At 52.4% G+C, this 22,103-nt stretch carries 16 protein-coding genes; 5 read left to right on the forward strand and 11 right to left on the reverse strand.

The window, feature by feature from the left end; genetic code table 11:
* Positions 1–93: 93 nt before the first annotated feature.
* Entirely contained in the window at positions 94–315 is a 222-nt protein-coding gene (locus N7E69_RS20315) for a YgdI/YgdR family lipoprotein (RefSeq protein ID WP_000732364.1), read from the forward strand.
* Between the two features lie 76 nt (positions 316–391).
* Here N7E69_RS20315 and ansP read toward each other — a convergent pair whose 3' ends face one another.
* Positions 392–1,885, reverse strand: a complete 1,494-nt coding sequence (ansP, locus tag N7E69_RS20320) for an L-asparagine permease (RefSeq protein ID WP_000857112.1) — start codon at positions 1,883–1,885, stop codon at positions 392–394.
* Between the two features lie 512 nt (positions 1,886–2,397).
* Here ansP and steA point away from each other — a divergent pair.
* Both steA and nhoA read left to right on the forward strand, forming a co-directional pair.
* Positions 2,398–3,030: a type III secretion system effector SteA gene (steA, locus tag N7E69_RS20325; protein ID WP_001147136.1), complete on the forward strand. Its 633-nt coding sequence runs from the start codon at positions 2,398–2,400 to the stop codon at positions 3,028–3,030.
* 282 nt (positions 3,031–3,312) lie between these two features.
* The gene (gene nhoA / locus N7E69_RS20330) at positions 3,313–4,158 is read left to right on the forward strand and encodes an N-hydroxyarylamine O-acetyltransferase (RefSeq protein ID WP_000200329.1); all 846 of its coding nucleotides are present in this window, start codon (positions 3,313–3,315) and stop codon (positions 4,156–4,158) included.
* A 35-nt stretch (positions 4,159–4,193) separates the two neighbouring features.
* On the opposite strand, the gene N7E69_RS20335 is transcribed toward nhoA, so the two are convergent.
* The 7 genes from N7E69_RS20335 to N7E69_RS20365 all read right to left on the reverse strand — a co-directional run bounded on the left by N7E69_RS20335 (position 4,194) and on the right by N7E69_RS20365 (position 14,119).
* Positions 4,194–5,087 carry a PhzF family isomerase gene (locus N7E69_RS20335; RefSeq protein ID WP_000804300.1) on the reverse strand — a complete coding sequence of 298 codons (894 nt, stop codon included), beginning with the start codon at positions 5,085–5,087 and terminating at the stop codon, positions 4,194–4,196.
* Positions 5,088–5,192: 105 nt separating this feature from the next.
* The gene (narI, locus tag N7E69_RS20340; protein ID WP_000617106.1) at positions 5,193–5,873 is read right to left on the reverse strand and encodes a respiratory nitrate reductase subunit gamma; all 681 of its coding nucleotides are present in this window, start codon (positions 5,871–5,873) and stop codon (positions 5,193–5,195) included.
* A complete protein-coding gene (gene narW / locus N7E69_RS20345; RefSeq protein ID WP_001166287.1) occupies positions 5,870–6,565 on the reverse strand; it encodes a nitrate reductase molybdenum cofactor assembly chaperone in 696 nt (231 codons plus the stop codon). The genes narI and narW overlap by 4 nt, the downstream gene beginning before the upstream one ends.
* Positions 6,565–8,109 (reverse strand): nitrate reductase subunit beta, encoded by a 1,545-nt coding sequence (gene narH, locus N7E69_RS20350; protein WP_000702595.1) that lies wholly within the window; start codon positions 8,107–8,109, stop codon positions 6,565–6,567. Before narH ends, narW begins: the two co-directional genes overlap by 1 nt.
* Positions 8,106–11,846: a nitrate reductase subunit alpha gene (locus N7E69_RS20355; RefSeq protein WP_001752145.1), complete on the reverse strand. Its 3,741-nt coding sequence runs from the start codon at positions 11,844–11,846 to the stop codon at positions 8,106–8,108. The genes narH and N7E69_RS20355 overlap by 4 nt, the downstream gene beginning before the upstream one ends.
* A gap of 91 nt (positions 11,847–11,937) precedes the next feature.
* Positions 11,938–13,326, reverse strand: coding sequence for a NarK family nitrate/nitrite MFS transporter (locus N7E69_RS20360; protein ID WP_000198255.1), 1,389 nt, complete (start codon positions 13,324–13,326; stop codon positions 11,938–11,940).
* A gap of 214 nt (positions 13,327–13,540) precedes the next feature.
* On the reverse strand, positions 13,541–14,119 hold the full coding sequence (locus N7E69_RS20365; RefSeq protein ID WP_000121051.1) for a TetR family transcriptional regulator: 579 nt from the start codon (positions 14,117–14,119) through the stop codon (positions 13,541–13,543).
* Between the two features lie 117 nt (positions 14,120–14,236).
* Between N7E69_RS20365 and smvA the strand changes: the two genes are divergently transcribed.
* On the forward strand, positions 14,237–15,724 hold the full coding sequence (gene smvA / locus N7E69_RS20370) for a methyl viologen efflux MFS transporter SmvA (protein ID WP_261743150.1): 1,488 nt from the start codon (positions 14,237–14,239) through the stop codon (positions 15,722–15,724).
* A 24-nt stretch (positions 15,725–15,748) separates the two neighbouring features.
* Here smvA and N7E69_RS20375 read toward each other — a convergent pair whose 3' ends face one another.
* From N7E69_RS20375 to yddG, 3 genes are all read right to left on the reverse strand, one after another.
* On the reverse strand, positions 15,749–16,129 hold the full coding sequence (locus N7E69_RS20375) for a GFA family protein (RefSeq protein ID WP_014343841.1): 381 nt from the start codon (positions 16,127–16,129) through the stop codon (positions 15,749–15,751).
* 143 nt (positions 16,130–16,272) lie between these two features.
* Positions 16,273–17,361 carry a porin OmpD gene (gene ompD, locus N7E69_RS20380; RefSeq protein ID WP_000769041.1) on the reverse strand — a complete coding sequence of 363 codons (1,089 nt, stop codon included), beginning with the start codon at positions 17,359–17,361 and terminating at the stop codon, positions 16,273–16,275.
* 522 nt (positions 17,362–17,883) lie between these two features.
* A complete protein-coding gene (gene yddG, locus N7E69_RS20385; protein WP_000203789.1) occupies positions 17,884–18,765 on the reverse strand; it encodes an aromatic amino acid efflux DMT transporter YddG in 882 nt (293 codons plus the stop codon).
* 277 nt (positions 18,766–19,042) lie between these two features.
* On the opposite strand from yddG, the gene fdnG reads away from it, so the two are divergent.
* Positions 19,043–22,090 carry a formate dehydrogenase-N subunit alpha gene (gene fdnG / locus N7E69_RS20390; protein ID WP_001574320.1) on the forward strand — a complete coding sequence of 1,016 codons (3,048 nt, stop codon included), beginning with the start codon at positions 19,043–19,045 and terminating at the stop codon, positions 22,088–22,090.
* Positions 22,091–22,103: the final 13 nt, after the last annotated feature.

The following is a 22,103-nucleotide window of genomic DNA, read 5'->3' on the forward strand; positions in this document are numbered from 1 at the left end:
ACGCCTCGTTACACCCCGCCGATAGCCTGATGATTCTGTGAGAATTACACTGCCTTTTTGCTGTAGTTAACTCATTATATTCACGAGGAAAATATGAAAAAGTTATTTATATGCTCAGGTTTGGGCATGATGTTTTTTATGCTTGCGGGTTGTACAACCAACTATGTGATGACGACGAAGAATGGGCAAACGATCGTAACTCAGAGTAAGCCGCAGTTAGATAAAGAGACGGGGATGACCAGTTATACCGATCAGGAAGGCAACCAGCGGGAAATTAACAGCAATGATGTGGCGCAGTTGATTAAGGCTGACTAAGCATTGGGCGCGATGCGGTGTTGGCGGCAACGCGCATTAAACCCGGCAGGCCTGGGGCTGCCGGGGAAGGGGAATGTTATGTCGCTGCTTCTTCTTTCAATACGACACTCTCTGTCGAATCCGCCGTCACTGGCGCAGTGCGATGGATCTCCGCCACGCGACGTCGCACGCCAAACCAGCCGGCGACCAGCAGAATGGCGATCAGCGGCAACGAGGCGATAGTGTAAGTTCCATTCGGGTAGTCAAACGCCATGAGTACCAGCACGCTTAGTAAAAACAGCAGCGTTAGCCAGGAGGTAAAAGGCGCGCCGGGCAGTTTAAAACTGACGTCTGCGGCTTTGCCTTCTTTTATCGCCTGGCGTAAACGCATCTGGCACACCATGATAAACGCCCACGACGCGATAATGCCGAGCGAGGCAAAATTAAGAACGATCTCAAACACGCGGGAGGGGACCAGGTAATTCAGGAATACGCCGACCACGTAAACCACCAGAGTCGCCAGTATACCCGCATAGGGCACATGCTGACGGCTCATTTTCGCCATGAATTTCGGCGCGGACCCCCCCATCGACATTGAACGTAAAATTCTCCCCGTACAGTAAAGCCCGGAGTTCAGGCTGGAAAGCGCGGCGGTTAACACCACGATATTCATAATACTGCCGATATAAGGCACGCCAAGTTTAGAAAAGAAGGTGACAAACGGACTTTGCCCCGCCTGGTAGGCGTTCCACGGCAGCAGCAAAACCAGCAATACGACCGATCCTACATAGAAAAGACCAATACGCCAGATCACGCTATTGATGGCTTTTGGCACCATCGTCTGTGGATCTTTGCACTCCCCAGCGGCGGTACCGACCAGTTCAATCGACGCAAAAGCGAACACTACGCCCTGAATCAGTACCAGCGCGGGCAACAGGCCGTGCGGGAAAAAGCCGCCATTATCTGTAATCAGGTGAAAACCGGTGGCATTACCCTCAAGCGGTTGACCGGTACCGAGAAAAATCGTGCCTACCACCAGGAAGATAACAATGGCGAGTACTTTTATCAGCGCGAACCAGAACTCCATTTCGGCAAACCATTTTACGCCGATCATGTTCATGGTACCGACAATGGTTAACGCGCCGAGCGCGAACACCCATTGCGGAACGTCGCCAAATGCGCCCCAGTAGTGCATGTATAACGCCACTGCGGTGATATCGACGATCCCGGTCATCGCCCAGTTAATAAAGTACATCCAGCCTGCGACGTAGGCCGCTTTTTCACCCAAAAATTCACGGGCGTAGGAGACGAAGCTCCCGCTGGAAGGGCGATGCAATACCAGTTCGCCCAGCGCGCGTAAAATGAAAAAAGAAAAAATGCCGCATATCAGATAGACCAGCGCCAGTGCCGGTCCGGCCATTTGCAATCGGGCGCCTGCACCTAAAAATAAACCGGTGCCAATCGCGCCGCCGATAGCAATCATCTGAACCTGACGATTCCCCATCGCTTTGTGATACCCCTCTTCATGGGCGTTCAGCCAGCGTCGTTTCGCCGCATGTTGTTCTGCGGCGTGCGTAGTCTGTGTTTTCATTACGTTACCTGTTATAGCCTGTCCTGACAGAAAAATTCCTTATGCCGCGACGGGCGCTCACCAATCGATTGCCTGCAATGGCGAATGCCGCTTTTCCCTGATTCTGTGACAGGGATAAAACCGCCGGCGGAGCATCCTACCTGCAATTGTTAAATGACGCAAAACATACGGAAAGAAGAAAATGAGGATGTCGTGTTTATTTGTGCGGTCAGATGTGGTGCGGTGTGGTCACGATTCAGCCAGATAAGCTTTCAGCACAAATCCGCAGTGATTGCGTTGCGCAATAATTAATCAGGGTTAATCCCTGCAGGGATTTATGGTCATAGATATGACCTCGAACGATAAACCACCTGACGATATTGAAGCAGCATAAGATCAGGCCGTTGCGCCTGTTATTCTCATTTCCTCCTGAAAATGTATGCCTTTGAGCAATTTTGTTGATTGACATATCGTCATAATGAGAGAGGAGTAGGACATATAAAGCTATTGAGCAAAATTTGAAGGAGCAGGATATGCCATATACATCAGTTTCTACCTATGCCAGAGCTTTATCAGGAAATAAGCTACCTCATGTTGCTGCAGGAGATTATGAAAATAAATTATCAACAAAAATCATGAAAGGCATCTTGTATGTGCTTACCGCAGGACTGGCCTACGGATTTACGCGAGTAATTGAACATTATTGCAATGTTACGCCTAAAGTTGATGAGTTCTGTGCCAATGCAGGGAATATCCATAATCACCTTGCTGATGCTGTGTGTGATGGGCTGTATACTATAGATGCCGACCTTTCTGATGGTCGGAGGTTAACATTCGAACAACTCTCGCTGATGGCTGGACGTGAGCCAATCGTCAGGATATCGGATGGCGAACATACCGTTGAGGTTAAGGGGTCCTTTGAAGAGATTTGTATGAGACTGGAAGAGGGCTTTTTTGAAGCGCCAGCGTACTATGATTATGATATTGATGAAAAATATAAAACCGTCAGAGAGCGAATGGCAGCATATAATGCCTTACCTCAGGCATTAGGCGCCATTCCGTGTTTAGAATATTATATCGCTCGGGCCAGCAACATGCAGGAGGCGAAAGCGCAATGGGCGGCCGACATAAAAGCTCGCTACCATAACTATTTGGACAATTATTAAAAAGCGTTTATGTTTAGCCAGTTTTGTTAGAAATCAGACTCGCTGAGCCGGCGTTAAAAATTTTAACACGCCGCTATTTTGGCGGCGTGTCGCAAAGAGATTCTCAGAACCCGATTTCCGTTTGTACGCCAAAATTCCACGTACCTCCGGCGCGACAGCCGGCCTGTCTTATTTTTTCAAAAGTATCCAACGCTATTCCACGGATAGGGTATCCTGTTGCGCAGCGATATCCGCCTCAGCCTGTGTGCCGAACGCAAGCATTAATGTTAATGGAAGCCTCAGATGACCTCTTTTTTACATGCTTATTTTACGCGATTACATTGTCAGCCGTTGGGGGTTCCTACGGTTGAAGCGCTCAGAACGCTTCACTTAGCGCACAACTGCGCGATTCCTTTTGAAAATCTGGATGTGCTACTGCCTCGTGAAATACAGCTCGATGAGACGGCATTAGAGGAGAAACTGCTTTATGCCCGACGCGGTGGATACTGTTTTGAACTGAATGGTCTGTTTGAACGTGCGTTACGCGACATCGGTTTTAACGTCCGAAGCTTATTGGGGCGGGTCATTCTGTCTCATCCCGCCAGTTTACCGCCGCGCACGCACCGTTTGCTGCTGGTTGATGTTGAGGATGAACAGTGGATCGCTGACGTGGGGTTTGGCGGCCAAACGCTAACCGCGCCGCTTCGTCTGCAGGCTGAAATTGCCCAGCAAACGCCGCATGGCGAATACCGCCTGATGCAGGAGGGAAGCACATGGATTTTACAATTCCGCCACCATGAGCACTGGCAGTCGATGTACTGTTTTGATCTGGGGGTGCAGCAGCAGAGCGATCATGTGATGGGCAATTTCTGGTCGGCTCACTGGCCGCAATCCCATTTTCGTCATCATTTGTTGATGTGCCGCCATTTGCCTGATGGCGGCAAGCTGACATTAACGAATTTCCACTTCACGCGTTACCACCAGGGACATGCCGTTGAACAGGTCAATGTACCGGATGTACCGTCGTTGTATCAGTTACTTCAGCAGCAGTTTGGTCTCGGCGTAAATGATGTAAAGCACGGTTTTACCGAGGCGGAGCTGGCCGCGGTAATGGCTGCATTTGATACCCATCCGGAGGCGGGAAAATAATTTTTTGCCGCGAGGATTTGCGGGCCTGACAAAGATTAAAAAGTAATGGCCCATTCGGCATGAAACAGAATGACCGCCTGGCCGGAGATGGTGACGTTTTCCGGCTGGTTATCGCGAATGGTGACGGTAACATCAACAGTACCCTCTTTGCCTAAAGCGCGCCCCTGATGGCCTTGAATCTGCAGCGTTTTACCGTCATGCGCCATCAGGCCATGATGGACGAGCCATGCCCCCATCGGGCCATTGGCGTTTCCCGTTACCGGATCTTCCACAATTCCTATCGCCGGGGAAAACATTCGCCCATCGGTTTCGTTTTTTCCCGGACGAATCTGGAAAGGAAAAAAGCCGTTACAGACAATTTGCTGGCTGATTGCCGTCAGGGCTGCCAGATTCGGAGAAAGGGCATCAATATCAACGTCTGGTTTGAGCAGGATCATCACTTTTGCATGTCCTGTTGAAGCCACCTGAATTGGCGCTCCCGGCACGATATCATCTTCAGTCAGGTTCAGTGCGGTGATAATGGCAGCCCGAATCTCTCCGACTAACGGTGGTTCAAAAGAGGGCTGACCTTGTTCCAGCGTGATGCGATAGTCGTTGTGTTCGGCATGAATTTCAACGCGATGACGGCCCGCTAACGAGGTTTGCCAGACGGTGGTGTTTCCCAACCCCAGTACCGTTGCCCGAACATAATGCGCGGCCACGGTGGCATGACCACAGATGGGGACTTCTACTGTCGGTGTAAAGTAGCGTATGCGCACATCACTCTCTTCGCTTTTTAGCAAAAAGGCGGTTTCCGAGTGACGAAGTTCACGGGCAATCAGCTGCATCTGCGCGTCGCTTAGCGTATCCGCATGTAAGACAACGCCAGCAGAGTTGCCGCGAAAGGGTTCGCTGGTGAAGGCGTCAACATGGTAAATCTGCGGTTTCATTGATGTTCTCCTTTGACTGAAGAATCATCATAGCCTGTGCGTTGCCGAATGACGACGCACAGACGTTTTTCTTTGCCCGGTAAGCGTCCCCCCGGGCAAAGAGAATTAGCGGCGGGTACGAACAATCTGGTAGCGACGGGTGAAATACTCAAACGGCGCGCTCCAGACATGAACCAGACGGGTGAACGGGAAGAGCAGGAAAATAGTCATTCCCAGCACCAGATGAACGCGGAAAACAAACGCCACACCGCTCAGCATTTCCGAAGACCCGCCGCGGAAGGTGACAATACTTTGCGCCCAGCCCACCAACTTCATCATTTCGCTGCCATCCGGATATTGCGCCGAAAACGGAATAGTGCTCAGGCCAAGCAGGCACTGAATCAGCAAAATGCTCATGATGATAATATCTGGTGTAGTGGATGTCGCCCGCACACGCTGATTGGTCAGACGACGCCACAGTAATCCCGCGCCGCCGATCAACGTTAATACGCCGCACACGCCGCCGAGGATCATCGCCATCTGCTGTTTTACCGCAATCGGCAGGAACCAGGCATACATCCAGTGTGGCGTCAGCATTCCAAACAGATGGCCAAAAAAGATCCCCAGAATGCCAATATGGAACAGATTCGACCATATCACCATCCCACGCTTATCCAGCATCTGGCTGGACGACGCGCGCCAGGTATATTGTCCGTAGTCATAGCGCAGCCAACTGCCGAGGAAGAAGACCGTGGCGCAAATATAGGGGTAGATATCGTAAAAAAAGACGTTCAGGTACTGTATCATTTCGGGCCTCCCGCGCTGACGTCGACGTACTGCGGCGCCGCGTCCTGGCTAAAGCGTCGTTGATAATGGTGTAACGGTGAACTGTCACAGGTCGTGGCGTTATCTTCGATAAACTTCACCTGTTCTTCTTCCCAGACGGCATCCAGTGCCTGACGGGTATCATCCCGCGATTCCTGAACAATCTGTTTGGTGACACTGTCACTTGTAAGCGTACTGCCCGCCAGCGTCAGCAGGGCGTCAAACAGTTGATACCACGGCGCTCCTCGCTGTTTCAGACGACCGCCCAGTAGCGCCAGAATAGGGGCAATATTCTGTAATCCCTCGCGCGCTTCCGCTTCCGGCAACACGCTTAAGTATTCCAGATAGAGCGGCAGGTGATCCGGCAGTTCGCGGCAGTTGAGCTGCAGGCCCACGGTTTCATACTGGCTTAACAAATCGACCATCGCCTGGCCGCGATCGCGGGACTCCGCATGAACATGCTCGAATAACAGCAATGAAGTGGCGCGCCCGCGGTCAAACACTTCACACCATTCTGCTTGTTTATCCAGTAACGGCGCATAAAGCAGCTCGCGAGTGAAGTCGGCCAGCATTGGCGCATCGTGTTGGATAAGGGCAAGCGCTTCATCCCGACATTCCCACAACTCGTCGTCCGGATACTCCATCAACAGGCCAATCGCTTTGAGGATTTGCATTATTCCCCCTCCGCTTTATCACGTACTTCGGTGATATTGATAGCATCAATACGGCTACTGTTGAACAGGTTGAATTTGGTATCCGACCCGTGGCAACCGTCGCCAAAAGTAAAGCCGCAGCCGTTGCGCTCCGGAAAGGCATCGCGCGCCATTTCCCGGTGGCTGGTGGGAATGACAAAACGATCTTCATAATTGGCAATCGCCAGGTAGCGATACATCTCTTCAACCTGTTGTACGCTCAGACCGACTTCGTCAATCGCGCGGGTATCCGTCACGCCTTCAACCGTCTGCGAGCGCATGTAGTGGCGCATCGCCATCATCCGCTTTAGAGCCCGAATGACCGGACCGGTATCGCCCGCGCTGAGCATATTGGCCAGGTACTGGACCGGAATACGCAGCGTCTCCACCGCCGGCAGAATATTGCCATTGTGCGGTAACCCGCCCGCGTCGGCGTATGACTGGATGGGCGACAGCGGCGGTACGTACCAGACCATCGGCAGGGTACGGTATTCCGGGTGCAGCGGAAGCGCCAGCTTCCAGTCCATCGCCATTTTGTACACCGGCGACCGTTGGGCAGCGTCGATGACGTTTTGCGGGATGCCCTGTTTAAGCGCCTCTTCGATGACCGCCGGATCGTGCGGATTGAGAAACACATCACACTGACGTTCATACAAATCCGTCTCGTGTTCGGTACTGGCCGCTTCTTCAATCCTGTCGGCGTCGTAGAGCAGAACGCCAAGATAACGGATGCGCCCGACGCAGGTTTCCGAGCAAACGGTCGGCTGGCCGGATTCAATACGCGGATAGCAAAATATGCATTTCTCAGACTTGCCGCTCTTCCAGTTAAAGTAGATTTTTTTGTACGGGCAGCCGCTGATACACAAACGCCAGCCCCGGCATTTATCCTGGTCGATTAGCACGATGCCGTCTTCTTCACGCTTATAAATAGCGCCACTTGGGCAGGTGGCGACACAACTGGGGTTGAGGCAGTGTTCGCACAGGCGCGGCAGGTACATCATGAAGGTGTTTTCGAACTGACCGTACATCTCCTTTTGTATGTTGTCGAAGTTGCGGTCGCGGGCGCGTTTTTCAAACTCGCCGCCGAGCAGCTCTTCCCAGTTTGGCCCCCAGATCACCTTGTCCATCCGTTTTCCGTCGATCAGTGAACGAGGACGGGCAGTGGGCTGATGCTTACTCTCCGGCGCATTATGTAAATGCTGATAATCGAAGGTAAAGGGTTCATAGTAATCATCGATTTGCGGAATCACCGGGTTGGCGAAAATTTTGCTAATTACCCCCATTTTGCCGCCCAGACGGGGCCTTATCTTGCCATTAACATCACGAACCCAACCGCCTTGCCACTCCTGCTGGTCTTCCCAGTTTTTGGGATAGCCGATACCCGGTTTAGTTTCGACGTTATTGAACCATGCGTATTCCATCCCTTCACGTCCGGTCCAGACGTTTTTACAGGTGACGGAGCAGGTGTGACAGCCAATACATTTATCAAGATTCAGTACCATCCCAACCTGTGAGCGTATTTTCATTTTTTCGCCTCCTGTACCTGATCCCGGCCCTCATCATCCAGCCAGTTAATGTTTTTCATCTTCCTGATCATGATGAATTCATCGCGATTCGAACCCACGGTTCCGTAATAGTTGAAGCCGTAAGCCAGTTGCGCATAGCCGCCGATCATATGCGTCGGTTTTGGACAGACCCGGGTCACGGAGTTATGGATCCCGCCGCGCATCCCGGTCACTTCCGAACCCGGAATGTTCATAATCCGCTCCTGGGCGTGGTACATCATGGTCATACCCGGCGGGACGCGCTGGCTGACCACCGCACGAGCGGTAAGGGCGCCATTAGCGTTGAAGGCTTCAATCCAGTCGTTATCTTCAATACCCAATTCACGGGCATCGGCTTCGCTGATCCAGACAATCGGCCCGCCGCGCGACAAGGTCAGCATCAGCAGGTTTTCGCTGTAGGTGGAGTGAATTCCCCATTTCTGGTGCGGCGTCAGGAAGTTAAGCGCTTTTTCCGGGAAACCGTTGGGCGGAATTTCTCGCATTTCGCTGACGCTGCGGGTATCAATCGGCGGACGATATGCCACCAGGCTTTCGCCAAAAGCGCGCATCCACGCATGATCCTGATAGAGTTGTTGACGCCCCGACAACGTGCGCCACGGGATCAGTTCATGTACGTTGGTATAGCCGGCGTTATAAGAGACATGCTCGCTTTCCAGCCCTGACCAGGTCGGGCTGGAGATAATTTTGCGCGGTTGCGCCTGGATATCACGAAAGCGAATTTTCTCATCTTCTTTATTGATGGCCAGATGGGTGTGCTCGCGCCCGGTCATCTCGCCCAACGCCTGCCAGGCTTTCACCGCCACCTGGCCGTTAGTTTCCGGCGCTAAGGCAAGAATCACTTCCGAAGCATCCAGCGCGGTGTCGATCCGCGGACGTCCTTTCGCCGGGCCATCGTGTTTGGTGTAATTGAGCTTACCGAGGAAATCGACTTCATCTTGCGTATTCCAGGCAATACCCTTACCGCCGTTGCCTAATTTATCCAGCAGGGGACCCAGCGAGGTAAAACGTTCATAGGTGGCCGGATAATCGCGTTCAACCACGACGATATTGGGGGCGGTTTTGCCCGGAATAAGTTCGCACTCGCCTTTACGCCAGTCGAGAATATCAAATGGCTGCGCCAGTTCCGCCGGGGAATCATGCTGGAGCGGGTGTAACACCACATCGGTTTCCTGTCCGAGATGTCCGACACACACTTCAGAAAAGACGCTGGCGATACCTTTGTAGATCTCCCAGTCGCTTTTGGATTCCCAGGCAGGATCGACCGCGGCGGAAAGGGGGTGGATAAACGGATGCATATCCGAGGTATTCATATCGTCTTTTTCATACCAGGTGGCGGTCGGCAAAACGATATCGGAAAACAGACAGGTACTGGACATACGGAAATCAAGCGTGACCAACAGATCGAGCTTGCCCTCAATCGCGACGGACTGCCATTCCACCTCTTCAGGCTTAATTCCTTCGCTGGAACCCAGCGCTTCGCCCTGAATACCGCTGTCGGTGCCCAGCAGATATTTGAGCATGTACTCATGACCTTTCCCGGAGGAGCCGAGCAGGTTAGAGCGCCAGACAAATAAATTTCGCGGGTGATTATGACCACTGTCAGGCTGTTCGCAGGCAAAACGGATAGCGCCTGATTTCAACGCCTGCACGGTATAATCCGCCGCAGACAGCCCGGCTTTATCGGCGCTCGCTTTCACGCTGAGCGGGTTAAGATTAAGCTGCGGCGCCGAGGGTAGCCAGCCCATACGTTCCGCGCGCACGTTGAAATCGATCAGGTGTCCGGAAAATTTAGCCGGATCGGCCAGCGGCGACAGCAACTCTTGCGCAGTCAGTTTTTCATAGCGCCACTGGCTGGCATGGTTGTAGAAAAACGAGGTACTGTTCATCTGACGTGGCGGGCGATTCCAGTCCAGCGCGAAGGCCAGCGGCAGCCAGCCGGTTTGCGGCCGCAGCTTCTCCTGGCCGACATAGTGCACCCAGCCGCCGCCGGTTTGTCCAACACAGCCGCAGAACACCAGCATGTTAATCATCCCACGGTAATTCATATCCATGTGATACCAGTGATTCACTCCCGCGCCGAGGATGATCATCGAACGACCGTGAGTTTTATGGGCGGTCTCGGCAAATTCACGTACAATAGTTTCGATATGTCGACGCGGCACGCCGGTAATCTGTTCGCCCCAGGCCGGCGTGTAGGCTTTTACGTCGTTATAATTATTGGCGCTATGGCCGTCATCCAGACCACGATCCAGCCCATAATTAGCCAGCACCAGATCGTAAACGCTGACGACCATCCGCTCGCTACCGTCCGCCAGAGCCAGGCGTTTCACCGGTAACTGACGTACCAGCACCGGTTCCTGCCGCACGCTGCGAAAATGCGGGTTTTCGTTACCGCCAAAATAGGGGAAGGCGACACCCGCCACGTCATCATGCTGACCGAGTAAAGAGAGCGACAGTTCAGTTTCGACGCCCGCCGCCACCGGTTCCAGGTTCCATTTTCCCTTTTCGCCCCAGCGAAAACCGATAGAACCATTGGGCGCGACCAGTTCGCCCGTACTGTTGAGCGCGACGGTTTTCCATTCCGGATTATTGGCTTCTCCCAGTCCATCCACCAGATCCGACGCGCGCATCATACGCCCCGGCACATAACTGCCGTCTGCGCGCTCATCCAACAGGACCAGCATTGGCATGTCGGTATAACGGCGGCAATAGTTAAGAAAATAGTCGCTGGGATTATCGAGATGAAACTCTTTTAAAATAACGTGACCCATGGCCATCGCCAGCGCGCTGTCGGTACCTTGCTTTGGCGCCAGCCACTGATCGCACAGTTTAGCGACTTCGGAATAGTCCGGGGTGATGGCGATCGTCTTGGTGCCTTTGTAGCGCACTTCGGTAAAGAAGTGGGCGTCCGGGGTACGCGTCTGCGGCACGTTAGAGCCCCAGGCAATAATGTAGGCTGAGTTATACCAGTCGGCGGACTCCGGCACGTCAGTCTGCTCGCCCCAGGTCATTGGCGACGCGGGTGGAAGATCGCAATACCAGTCATAGAAGCTCAGACAAGTACCGCCAAGCAATGACAGATAACGTGTTCCGGCGGCGTAAGAAACCATCGACATTGCCGGAATAGGTGAAAACCCCGCCACACGATCCGGACCATAGGTTTTGATTGTCCAGACGTTAGCAGCGGCAATGAGCTGATTCAGCTCTTTCCAGTTCGAACGAATAAAGCCGCCATGTCCGCGCACCTGTTTGTAACTTTGGCATTTTTGCGGGTCGTTCATTATAGATTCCCATGCCAGTACCGGATCGCTGTGCCGGGAAAGGGCCTCGCGCCACAGTTCTATCAGCCGCTTACGCACCAGAGGGTATTTCAAACGATTGGCGCTATAGAGATACCAGGAGTAGCTGGCGCCGCGCGGGCAGCCGCGCGGTTCATGGTTCGGTAAATCGGGACGTGTGCGCGGGTAGTCGGTTTGCTGGGTTTCCCACGTCACCAGACCATTTTTGACATAAATTTTCCAACTACAGGAGCCCGTGCAGTTGACGCCGTGGGTTGAGCGCACGATCTTATCAAACTGCCAGCGCTGGCGATAACTGTCTTCCCAGTCGCGGTTGGTATGCATCACCTGACCATGGCCGTCGGCAAAGGTATCGCCTTTTTGTTTAAAGTAACGAAAGCGATCCAACAGTTTACTCATGACATTTCTCCTGCTTCGATAAATTTTCCGCCATCCTGTCGATTTGGCGTTAAACCATTACCGGATGGCCGTCCTACAGGTGCGTATGTTGTTATTGTTGTTTAGGCTTACGACGCCCGTAGACCAGCCAGGTCAGCAGGACGCAAGCGATGTAAAACAGCAAAAAGATTTTCATGGCGCCCACCGGCGAGCCGGTCAAGGCCAAAGAGGTGCCAAACGCTTTTGGAATAAAGAAGCCGCCCACAGCGCCAATAGCGGAGATAAAACCGAGCGCGGCGGCGGTATCCGTCACCGCTTCGCGCTGCGCCTGCTCATCGCTCCCGCCGCGCAGTTTGACGTTGTAGAGCGTGATCTGACGGAAGATCACCGCAATCATCTGGAAGGTAGAACCGCTGCCGAGACCCGCTGTCAAAAACAGGCCCATAAAAACAAGATAGAACGCGCTAAAGCTGCCTGCGCCGGAGCCTGGCAGCGTGAGGAATAGCAAGGCGGTAAACAGCGCCATAAAGATAAAATTAATGAGCGTGACGCGAACGCCGCCGAATTTATCGGAGATCACGCCGCCTGCCGATCGCGCCAGCGCGCCGATAAAGGGGCCAAAGAACGCCAGTTGCAGAATGTTTACGTCGGGAAATTGCGTTTTGGCGAGCATGGCGAAACCTGCGGAAAAGCCGATGAATGACCCGAATGTCGCCAGGTACAACAGGCTAAGCAGCCACAGGTGCAGACGTTTTAGCACCGGCAATTGCGAGGCGACAGACGCTTTTGAACTGCCGATATCGTTCATACCAAACCAGGCGGCAAGCGTCGCGACAGCCAGTAACGGCACCCAGATCCAGGCTGCGTTAGTGAGGGCGAGCAGGGAGCCATCAGGTTGCGGCACGCCCCGGACGCCTAAAAAAGTAAATATCGGCAGAAAAATAACCAGCGGCGCAATCAACTGCATCACACTGACGCCAAGATTTCCCAGTCCGCCGTTAATACCCAACGCGCTACCTTGTCTGGCTTTTGGAAAGAAAAAACTGATGTTGCCCATACTGGACGCGAAGTTTGCCCCCGCAAAACCGCACAACAGAGCGATGAGCATAAATACCCCGAAAGGGGTAGCAGGATTTTGCACGGCGAATCCCAGCCAGGCGCAGGGAATAATCAATATTACGGTACTTAATACGGTCCATTTACGGCCACCAAACAGTGGTACCATAAAGGAGTAGGGAACGCGTAATATTGCGCCGGAAAGAGAAGGTAGTGCGGTTAATAAAAAGAGTTGGTCGGTGGTAAAATTAAATCCAATTTTATTGAGGTTGACGGCAACAGCGCTAAACAACATCCAGACGCAAAATGCAAGGAGCAAACAACTTACTGAAATCCATAAGTTTCTTCTGGCGATGCCTTTCCCTTTATTCTCCCAGAAGGCTGGATTTTCGGGTCGCCAGTCACTCAAGAGATAACGGTTATAATTCTCGTTTTGTCGTGTCATTTTACCCCTCACATGCGCATATCATTTGAAAAAAAACACATAAAAGAGACAGAGCGTCACGCGCTCTTTTGAGAACTTATTGAAGTTTTTTTAGAATATTGAGTGAAAGAATAGATAAAAAACTAGGCCAGCGCGGCGCGAAGAGGTGATATGATGTTTCTTAATTGTTACTATTTGTAAATTAAAAGTGATTTTTATTAAATTATTTGTAACTTTACGCAAAGAGTTCAAGCGTAATCATCCGATCCAGATGGTATTTAAACGCGGGATCGGCCATTTCCGGAATACCCAGCACATACATACCGTCCAGCCCGCACACCAGTGCGATAAGCCGCCAGGCGATATCCGTGGCGTTAGCAGTAAACGTAAATTCTCCTGCCTGTTTGCCCTGCTCGATAATTGTGACCGTTTCCTCATGCCACATCTGCATCGTGAGGAGATAAGCATCTCTGATGTGCGGATCCCGATCGGCCAGAATTTGCGCCTCTCGCCACAATTTTATGTAAGGCTCAAAGCCGCCGTCTTCGCTACCCAACATAGCGTGAAGCCGTGCACGCCAGGTGGCGGGCGGCGGAACTTGCCCGGCATCAAGCAGGGTGCGGATCAAATGGACAAAGGCCAGCGCTTTGAGCTCGCCCGCCGAGCTGAAGTGGTGATGCACCTGGCCGGCGGCGACATCGGCTTCTGATGAGATTCGTCGCACCGTCATGGCGGTAAACCCCTCTGCCAGCGCCACGCGCATCGCCGCTTGCAGGATCACTTCGCGGCGTTCATCCCGGTTAAGGTAACTCATATTTTCCCCACATTAGCCAATGCGCGCAGTGTAACAAAAAGCTGGACATTCGTTCAACTTACCGTAGGATCCTGAAGCTGGACAAGCGTCCAAATTTGAGTTTTTGAAGGGAGAGTTATGTTTCGTCAGTGGTTAACGTTAGTCATTATTGTGCTGGTCTATATTCCTGTCGCCATTGATGCCACGGTCTTGCATGTCGCCGCGCCGACACTGAGTATGACACTGGGGGCCAGCGGTAACGAGCTGCTGTGGATCATTGATATTTATTCTTTGGTCATGGCTGGCATGGTGTTGCCGATGGGCGCGCTTGGCGATCGTATCGGTTTTAAACGCCTGCTGATGCTGGGCGGGACGCTCTTTGGCCTGGCATCATTGGCGGCGGCGTTTTCGCATACCGCCAGTTGGCTTATCGCCACCAGGGTATTACTGGCTATTGGCGCGGCGATGATTGTACCGGCGACGCTGGCCGGGATACGCGCCACCTTTTGTGAAGAGAAGCATCGCAACATGGCGCTGGGCGTCTGGGCAGCGGTAGGTTCGGGCGGAGCGGCGTTTGGGCCGCTCATCGGCGGCATATTATTAGAGCATTTTTACTGGGGATCGGTTTTCCTGATCAACGTGCCGATTGTGCTGGTCGTCATGGGCTTAAACGCCCGCTATGTTCCTCGCCAGGCGGGCCGTCGCGATCAACCGCTCAATCTTGGCCATGCGGTGATGCTGATTATTGCCATTTTGCTGTTGGTCTATAGCGCTAAAACCGCGCTGAAAGGGCATCTGTCGCTGTGGGTCATCTCGCTTACCCTGCTTACCGGCGCGCTGCTCCTGGGACTCTTTATCCGCACACAGCTTGCGACATCGCGTCCGATGATTGATATGCGACTATTTACCCATCGCATTATCCTGAGCGGCGTCGTGATGGCGATGACCGCGATGATCACTCTGGTGGGCTTTGAGCTGCTGATGGCGCAAGAGCTACAGTTTGTTCACGGGCTATCGCCTTATGAGGCCGGGGTATTTATGCTGCCGGTGATGGTCGCCAGTGGATTCAGCGGGCCGATTGCGGGCGTGCTGGTCTCGCGTCTGGGACTACGGCTGGTCGCGACGGGCGGCATGGCGTTAAGCGCGCTGAGTTTTTATGGCCTGGCGATGACGGATTTCAGCACCCAGCAATGGCAGGCCTGGGGGCTGATGGCGCTGCTGGGATTTAGCGCCGCCAGTGCATTGCTGGCTTCCACGTCGGCAATTATGGCCGCTGCGCCGGCAGAAAAAGCGGCGGCGGCCGGCGCGATAGAAACGATGGCTTATGAACTGGGCGCGGGACTGGGCATTGCCATTTTCGGTCTGTTGTTAAGCCGTAGCTTCTCCGCGTCTATCCGTCTGCCTGCCGGGCTTGAGGCGCAAGAGATTGCCAGAGCGTCATCTTCAATGGGAGAAGCCGTGCAGTTGGCGAATAGCCTACCGCCCACGCAGGGGCAGGCAATACTGGACGCCGCCAGACATGCCTTTATCTGGTCGCATAGCGTGGCGTTAAGCAGCGCCGGGAGTATGCTTCTTTTGCTGGCGGTAGGGATGTGGTTCAGCCTGGCAAAAGCCCAACGCCGATAACATAACGCCTGGTGAGATAAGCGCTTAATGCGCTAGCTGGCAGGGGGAGTCCATTTCCTCAACCTCTTTACCGCTGAGGCGTGCGTATTGCCCCGTCAGTCGCCAGAAGGCAGGCTGGGTTTCGGTATAAATTTCCGCAGCCAGAATCAGCCGACGGCGATCAACTTCGTTCAGTTCCAGTAAGGTCCAGGGAATAAAATAGCGATCGGTATCGGTAAGCCGAAACCACAGCGGACACCCGCAGCCGGAACAGAAGTAGCGTTCGCCGCGCGAAGAGGATGAAAAGTATGGCGGTTCCGGGGAAAGGGGGGCTAGCTGTGGTTGCCCGCAGGCTTCCAGATACATGGCTATTCCACCCGACCATTTTTGACACAGCGTACAATGGCAGGCATAGACATCCAGCATTTCGACGTCAACGGTAAAATGGCTCTGTCCGCAAAGACAACGACCAGTGAACGTCTGCACGGCATACTCCTTATGACCGAGTCTACATCAAGAGAAAAAGCCAGCCCTGAAAGGACTGGCTTTGTATTCAGACTACAACAAAATTAGAACTGGTAGTTCAGACCAACAGCAACGATGTTGTCGGTAGACACTTTAGCCGCTTTGGTGAAGTCGCTGTCGTCCAGCAGGTTGATTTTGTAATCAACGAAGGTGGACATGTTTTTGTTGAAGTAGTAGGTAGCACCGACATCGATGTACTCAACCAGATCCTGGTCGCCGTAAGTACCCAGGTTTTTACCTTTGGATTTCAGGTAAGCGATGGACGGACGCAGACCGAAGTCGAACTGATACTGAGCAACTGCTTCAAAGTTCTGGGTTTTATTCGCGATAAACGCATCACCCGCTGAATCTTCACCAAAGGTGGTCATGTTCAGCGTTTCGGAGTAGGTGGTCGCCAGGTAGATGTTGTTCGCATCATATTTCAGACCAGCAGCCCAGACTTCAGCGTTTTTACCCGCAGCATTCAGGTTGCTCGCTGCTTTCACCTGGTTGTTAGTACGGTCAGACTTCGCATAGGCCGCACCTACGCCAAAACCTTCGTACTCATACGTTGCGGACAGACCGAAACCGTCGCCGTTAGACTCGTACGCGCCGTCACGGTCGTTTTTGCCCTGGTACTGCGCGGCAAAGTTCAGACCTTCAACCAGGCCAAAGAAGTCAGTGTTACGGTAGGTGGCAACACCAGTAGTACGGCCAGTCATGAAGACGTCAGTCTGAGTCCAGGTATCGCCACCGAACTTTGGCAGAACGTCGGTCCATGCGCCGATGTCGTAAGCAACGCCGTAGTTACGACCGTAGTCGAAAGAACCGTAGTCAGCGAATTTCAGACCAGCAAACGCCAGACGGGTTTTGTCTTTGTCAGCGCCCTGGCTTTCAGTACGGTTGCCTTTGAATTCATATTCCCACTGGCCAAAACCGGTTAACTGATCGTTGATCTGAGTTTCGCCTTTAAAGCCCAGACGCGCGTAAGTTTTGTCACCATCACTTCCGTTATCATCAGAGAAATAATGCTGAGCGTGAACTTTACCGTACAGATCCAGTTTATTGCCGTCTTTGTTATATACCTCGGCTGCATTTACAACGCCTGCTGCCAACAGGGAAGTCACTGCCACTGCCACTAACTTAAGTTTCATTTTAATAATCCTTATAATTTTCTTAGCGTGTTTCCTCAACCATTGTTAAACGAGGCGTTTGTCAATGGCAGACTATTTTTAAATGACGGAGTGGCATAAGTTCAATAATAAGTTTCATAAGATTACAAATTATTTTAATTTGTGTGATCGAGATCTCCTTAATACATTTGAGAGTATTAATTCAAATAGGGACTGTCTAATAAGATATATTTTCGGAGGGGACTATTGGGCTGTTTATGGTTTTATTTTTGGTAGTAACTACTGATTATTATATGCACTAATAACAGTTGCGAGCTAACGTTAATTATATATTTGTTAATATAATTATATCATTACATTAACATGTTTAACGATTTTATAAAATTCATTTTTACCAGCGCAATCCTGGTATGGCGCAGGAGGAGCACGTGAAAATGGAAAATCGTCAAATACGCACAGGCAATAGATAAAAGCGTAGTTGTGTTATGAAGAGTGTCAAGGTACAGCGGGTCGATTTAATATCAATATCGGCCCGCCCGTCGCTTAGCGCCGCCGCGTTGCCAGCCAACAAAGTAGCGAACCTACGCAAACCATGACTGCGCCTTGCCAGAAGGAGAATGACAGTGGTGAGCTGAGTAACAGCGCGGCCAGAGCAGAGGACATGACGGGGGTAAAATAAGACCCTACGGCCATGATAGTCACATTGCCATGAAGTATGCCCACATTCCATGCGGCGTAGGCAAACCCTAACGTTAATGCCGCGGTAAAAAGTTTAGCAATCACCGGTAGGCTAAATATCATGGCAGGTTGCGGCGTAAGAAAATAGTGGAACCACAGCGCCACGGCGGTGAGTAACACAAAGACTGTGATACCGTTAAAACCACGCGCATATTTATTTGTGACGGTGCAGTACGTCGTCCATATAAACGCCCCAAGAAATGCCAGTAAATAACTTAGCGGACTGGTGGCGACATTGCTGATAATTTCTCCTAGATTAAGACCATTCTCGCCCCCCAGAACCCAGCAAACGCCAGTAAGTGCAATAAGCAATCCAGGAACAATAAGCCAGTTAGTTTTTTGCCCATTAAAAAGAATGGCAAACAGAATGGTCAGGCTGGGCCATAAATAGTTAACCATGCCGACTTCGATAGCCTGATGGCGAGTGGCGGCATAACCGAGAGAAAGCGCCAGGCATATTTCATAACTGACAAACAGTACGCTGCCTGCGATGAGGTATCGCCCCGGGAAACGGCGGATATCAGGTAATCCGACGGTAAAAATCAGCAGCAGGCCGCTTAATGAATAGATCATGGCTGCGCCGCCTACCGGTCCAAGACCTTCGCTGACGCCGCGAATTAACCCAACCATCGTGCTCCACAGAACGATGGCAACAAGCCCTATTAGCGTTGCTTTTTGTGATGTCATGCTTTGTGACTGTCCTGAATACCGCGCAAAATAAACTGCCACTTATAGCACTTTTTCCGAGGGCGATGCCATGCAGTGTCATTTTTTAGTACCTCCCTGGAGTTATTGCAGTTTAAAAATAGGGCTATTTAATAGCGGAACCGTTTCAATATTGATTTGACGCAAAAAAGTTATCGATTTTGCTGTTAGTTTCCTCGCGAAGTTATACACGCATCCTGGGCTGGGGTTTTGCTGCAGTTCGAAGGAGGCGTGCATCCGTGGAAAAAAGAGGAAAGCAATGGACGTCAGCCGCAGACAATTTTTTAAAATCTGCGCGGGCGGTATGGCGGGAACAACGGTGGCCGCACTGGGTTTTACCCCTAAAATGGCCCTGGCTCAGGCGCGAAACTATAAGCTGTTGCGCGCAAAAGAGATCCGTAACTCCTGCACATACTGTTCCGTAGGTTGCGGGCTATTAATGTATAGCCTGGGAGATGGGGCAAAAAACGCGAAAGAAGCGATTTACCATATTGAAGGCGACCCGGATCATCCGGTAAGCCGTGGCGCGCTGTGCCCGAAAGGGGCCGGTTTGCTGGACTATGTTCACAGTGAAGATCGCCTACGCTATCCGGAATACCGCGCGCCGGGTTCCGACAAGTGGCAGCGCATTAGCTGGGATGACGCTTTCACTCGTATTGCTAAATTAATGAAAGCCGACCGCGACGCCAACTTTATTGAAAAGAATGAGCAGGGCGTCACGGTTAACCGCTGGCTCTCTACCGGGATGCTGTGCGCCTCGGCGGCCAGCAATGAAACGGGTATGCTGACGCAGAAGTTTGCGCGTTCTCTCGGTATGCTGGCGGTAGATAACCAGGCGCGCGTCTGACACGGACCAACGGTAGCAAGTCTTGCTCCAACATTTGGTCGCGGTGCGATGACCAACCACTGGGTGGATATTAAAAACGCCAACGTCGTGATGGTGATGGGCGGCAATGCCGCAGAAGCGCATCCGGTGGGTTTCCGCTGGGCGATGGAAGCGAAAAATAATAACGATGCGACGCTGATTGTCGTTGATCCACGCTTTACGCGTACGGCGTCGGTGGCGGATATCTATGCGCCAATACGTTCCGGTACAGACATTACCTTTCTGTCCGGCGTTTTGCTGTACCTGATCGAAAATAACAAAATCAACGCTGAATACGTTAAGCATTACACCAACGCCAGCCTGCTGGTGCGGGATGATTTTGCCTTTGATGACGGTCTTTTCAGCGGCTATGACGCCCAAAAGCGTCAGTACGATAAATCCTCCTGGAACTACCAGTTCGATGAAAACGGCTATGCCAAACGTGATGAAACGTTGACGCACCCACGCTGTGTGTGGAATCTGCTGAAGCAGCACGTTTCGCGCTACACGCCGGACGTCGTGGAAAACATCTGCGGTACGCCGAAAGCGGATTTCCTGAAGGTGTGTGAGGTGTTGGCCTCTACCAGCGCGCCGGATCGCACTACCACCTTCCTGTATGCGCTGGGCTGGACGCAACATACCGTCGGGGCGCAGAACATCCGTACTATGGCGATGATCCAGTTGCTGCTCGGCAATATGGGGATGGCTGGCGGCGGTGTGAACGCCTTGCGCGGCCACTCTAATATTCAGGGTTTAACGGATTTAGGACTGCTCTCCACCAGCCTGCCGGGTTACCTGACGCTACCGTCAGAAAAACAGGCCGATCTGCAAACTTATCTGGCAGCGAATACCCCCAAAGCGACGCTGGCCGATCAGGTCAACTACTGGGGTAATTATCCTAAGTTCTTCGTCAGCCTGATGAAATCTTTCTATGGCGATGCGGCGCAGAAAGAGAATGACTGGGGCTTTGCCTGGCTGCCTAAGTGGGATCAGTCCTATGACGTGATCAAATATTTCAACATGATGGATAGCGGGAAAGTCACCGGCTATTTCTGTCAGGGCTTTAACCCGGTGGCGTCCTTCCCGGACAAAAACAAAGTGGTGCAAAGCTTAAGCAAACTGAAGTATCTGGTCGTTATCGATCCGCTGGTGACTGAAACGTCAACGTTCTGGCAGAACCACGGCGAATCTAATGATGTCGATCCGACAACGATTCAGACCGAAGTCTTCCGTCTGCCGTCTACCTGTTTTGCGGAAGAGGATGGATCTATCGCTAACTCCGGTCGCTGGTTACAGTGGCACTGGAAAGGTCAGGACGCGCCGGGCGAAGCGCGTAACGACGGCGAGATTCTGGCCGGTATTTACCATCGTCTGCGTGAAATGTATCGCGCAGAAGGCGGTAAAGGCGCCGAACCACTATTGAAGATGAGCTGGAATTACAAGCAGCCGGATGAACCGCATTCGGAAGAAGTGGCGAAAGAGAACAACGGCTATGCGCTGGAAGATCTCTATGACGCCAACGGTACACTGCTTGCCAGGAAAGGCCAGTTGTTGAGTAGTTTTGCATTACTGCGCGATGACGGTACGACATCCTCCTCCTGCTGGATTTATACCGGTAGCTGGACGGAGCAGGGCAACCAGATGTCCAGACGTGATAACGCCGACCCGTCAGGGCTTGGCAATACACTGGGTTGGGCGTGGGCGTGGCCGCTAAACCGTCGCGTATTGTATAACCGCGCTTCGGCGGATCCGCAGGGTAAACCGTGGGATCCAAAACGGATGCTGATCCAGTGGAACGGCGCGAAGTGGACAGGGAACGATATTCCGGACTTTAACAACGCGGCGCCGGGGAGCGGGACCAATCCGTTTATCATGCAGCCGGAAGGGCTGGGACGTCTGTTTGCTATTGATAAAATGGCGGAAGGGCCGTTCCCTGAGCATTACGAGCCGATGGAAACGCCGCTGGGCACTAACCCGCTGCACCCGAATGTGGTCTCGAACCCGGCTGCGCGTCTGTATGAAGAAGATGCGCTGCGCATGGGTAAGAAGGAGCAGTTTCCGTACGTGGGCACGACTTACCGCCTCACAGAGCATTTCCATACCTGGACCAAACATGCGCTACTTAACGCTATCGCTCAGCCGGAACAGTTTGTGGAGATCAGTGAGACGCTGGCGGCAGCGAAAGGTATTGCTAACGGCGACTATGTGAAGGTGAGCAGTAAACGCGGGTTTATTCGCGCGGTCGCGGTGGTAACTCGTCGTCTTCGCACCCTGCATGTCAACGGTCAGCAGGTTGAAACGGTGGGGATCCCGATTCACTGGGGCTTTGAGGGTGTCGCGCGCAAAGGCTATATCGCCAATACTCTGACGCCAAATGTCGGTGATGCCAACTCGCAAACGCCGGAATACAAAGCGTTTTTAGTTAACATCGAGAAGGCGTAAGGGAGGCGAACAT

Origin of the sequence: Salmonella sp. 3C (assembly GCF_025426275.1) — a bacterium.
GTDB lineage: Bacteria > Pseudomonadota > Gammaproteobacteria > Enterobacterales > Enterobacteriaceae > Salmonella > Salmonella enterica.

Bases quoted from the DNA above. Each gene is read 5' to 3' on its own strand.
- N7E69_RS20315 (WP_000732364.1), top strand. From the start codon at position 94: ATGAAAAAGTTATTTATATGCTCAGGTTTGGGCATGATGTTTTTTATG.
- ansP (WP_000857112.1), bottom strand. From the start codon at position 1,885: ATGAAAACACAGACTACGCACGCCGCAGAACAACATGCGGCGAAACGA.
- steA (WP_001147136.1), top strand. From the start codon at position 2,398: ATGCCATATACATCAGTTTCTACCTATGCCAGAGCTTTATCAGGAAAT.
- nhoA (WP_000200329.1), top strand. From the start codon at position 3,313: ATGACCTCTTTTTTACATGCTTATTTTACGCGATTACATTGTCAGCCG.
- N7E69_RS20335 (WP_000804300.1), bottom strand. From the start codon at position 5,087: ATGAAACCGCAGATTTACCATGTTGACGCCTTCACCAGCGAACCCTTT.
- narI (WP_000617106.1), bottom strand. From the start codon at position 5,873: ATGATACAGTACCTGAACGTCTTTTTTTACGATATCTACCCCTATATT.
- narW (WP_001166287.1), bottom strand. From the start codon at position 6,565: ATGCAAATCCTCAAAGCGATTGGCCTGTTGATGGAGTATCCGGACGAC.
- narH (WP_000702595.1), bottom strand. From the start codon at position 8,109: ATGAAAATACGCTCACAGGTTGGGATGGTACTGAATCTTGATAAATGT.
- N7E69_RS20355 (WP_001752145.1), bottom strand. From the start codon at position 11,846: ATGAGTAAACTGTTGGATCGCTTTCGTTACTTTAAACAAAAAGGCGAT.
- N7E69_RS20360 (WP_000198255.1), bottom strand. From the start codon at position 13,326: ATGACACGACAAAACGAGAATTATAACCGTTATCTCTTGAGTGACTGG.
- N7E69_RS20365 (WP_000121051.1), bottom strand. From the start codon at position 14,119: ATGAGTTACCTTAACCGGGATGAACGCCGCGAAGTGATCCTGCAAGCG.
- smvA (WP_261743150.1), top strand. From the start codon at position 14,237: ATGTTTCGTCAGTGGTTAACGTTAGTCATTATTGTGCTGGTCTATATT.
- N7E69_RS20375 (WP_014343841.1), bottom strand. From the start codon at position 16,129: ATGCTGGATGTCTATGCCTGCCATTGTACGCTGTGTCAAAAATGGTCG.
- ompD (WP_000769041.1), bottom strand. From the start codon at position 17,361: ATGAAACTTAAGTTAGTGGCAGTGGCAGTGACTTCCCTGTTGGCAGCA.
- yddG (WP_000203789.1), bottom strand. From the start codon at position 18,765: ATGACATCACAAAAAGCAACGCTAATAGGGCTTGTTGCCATCGTTCTG.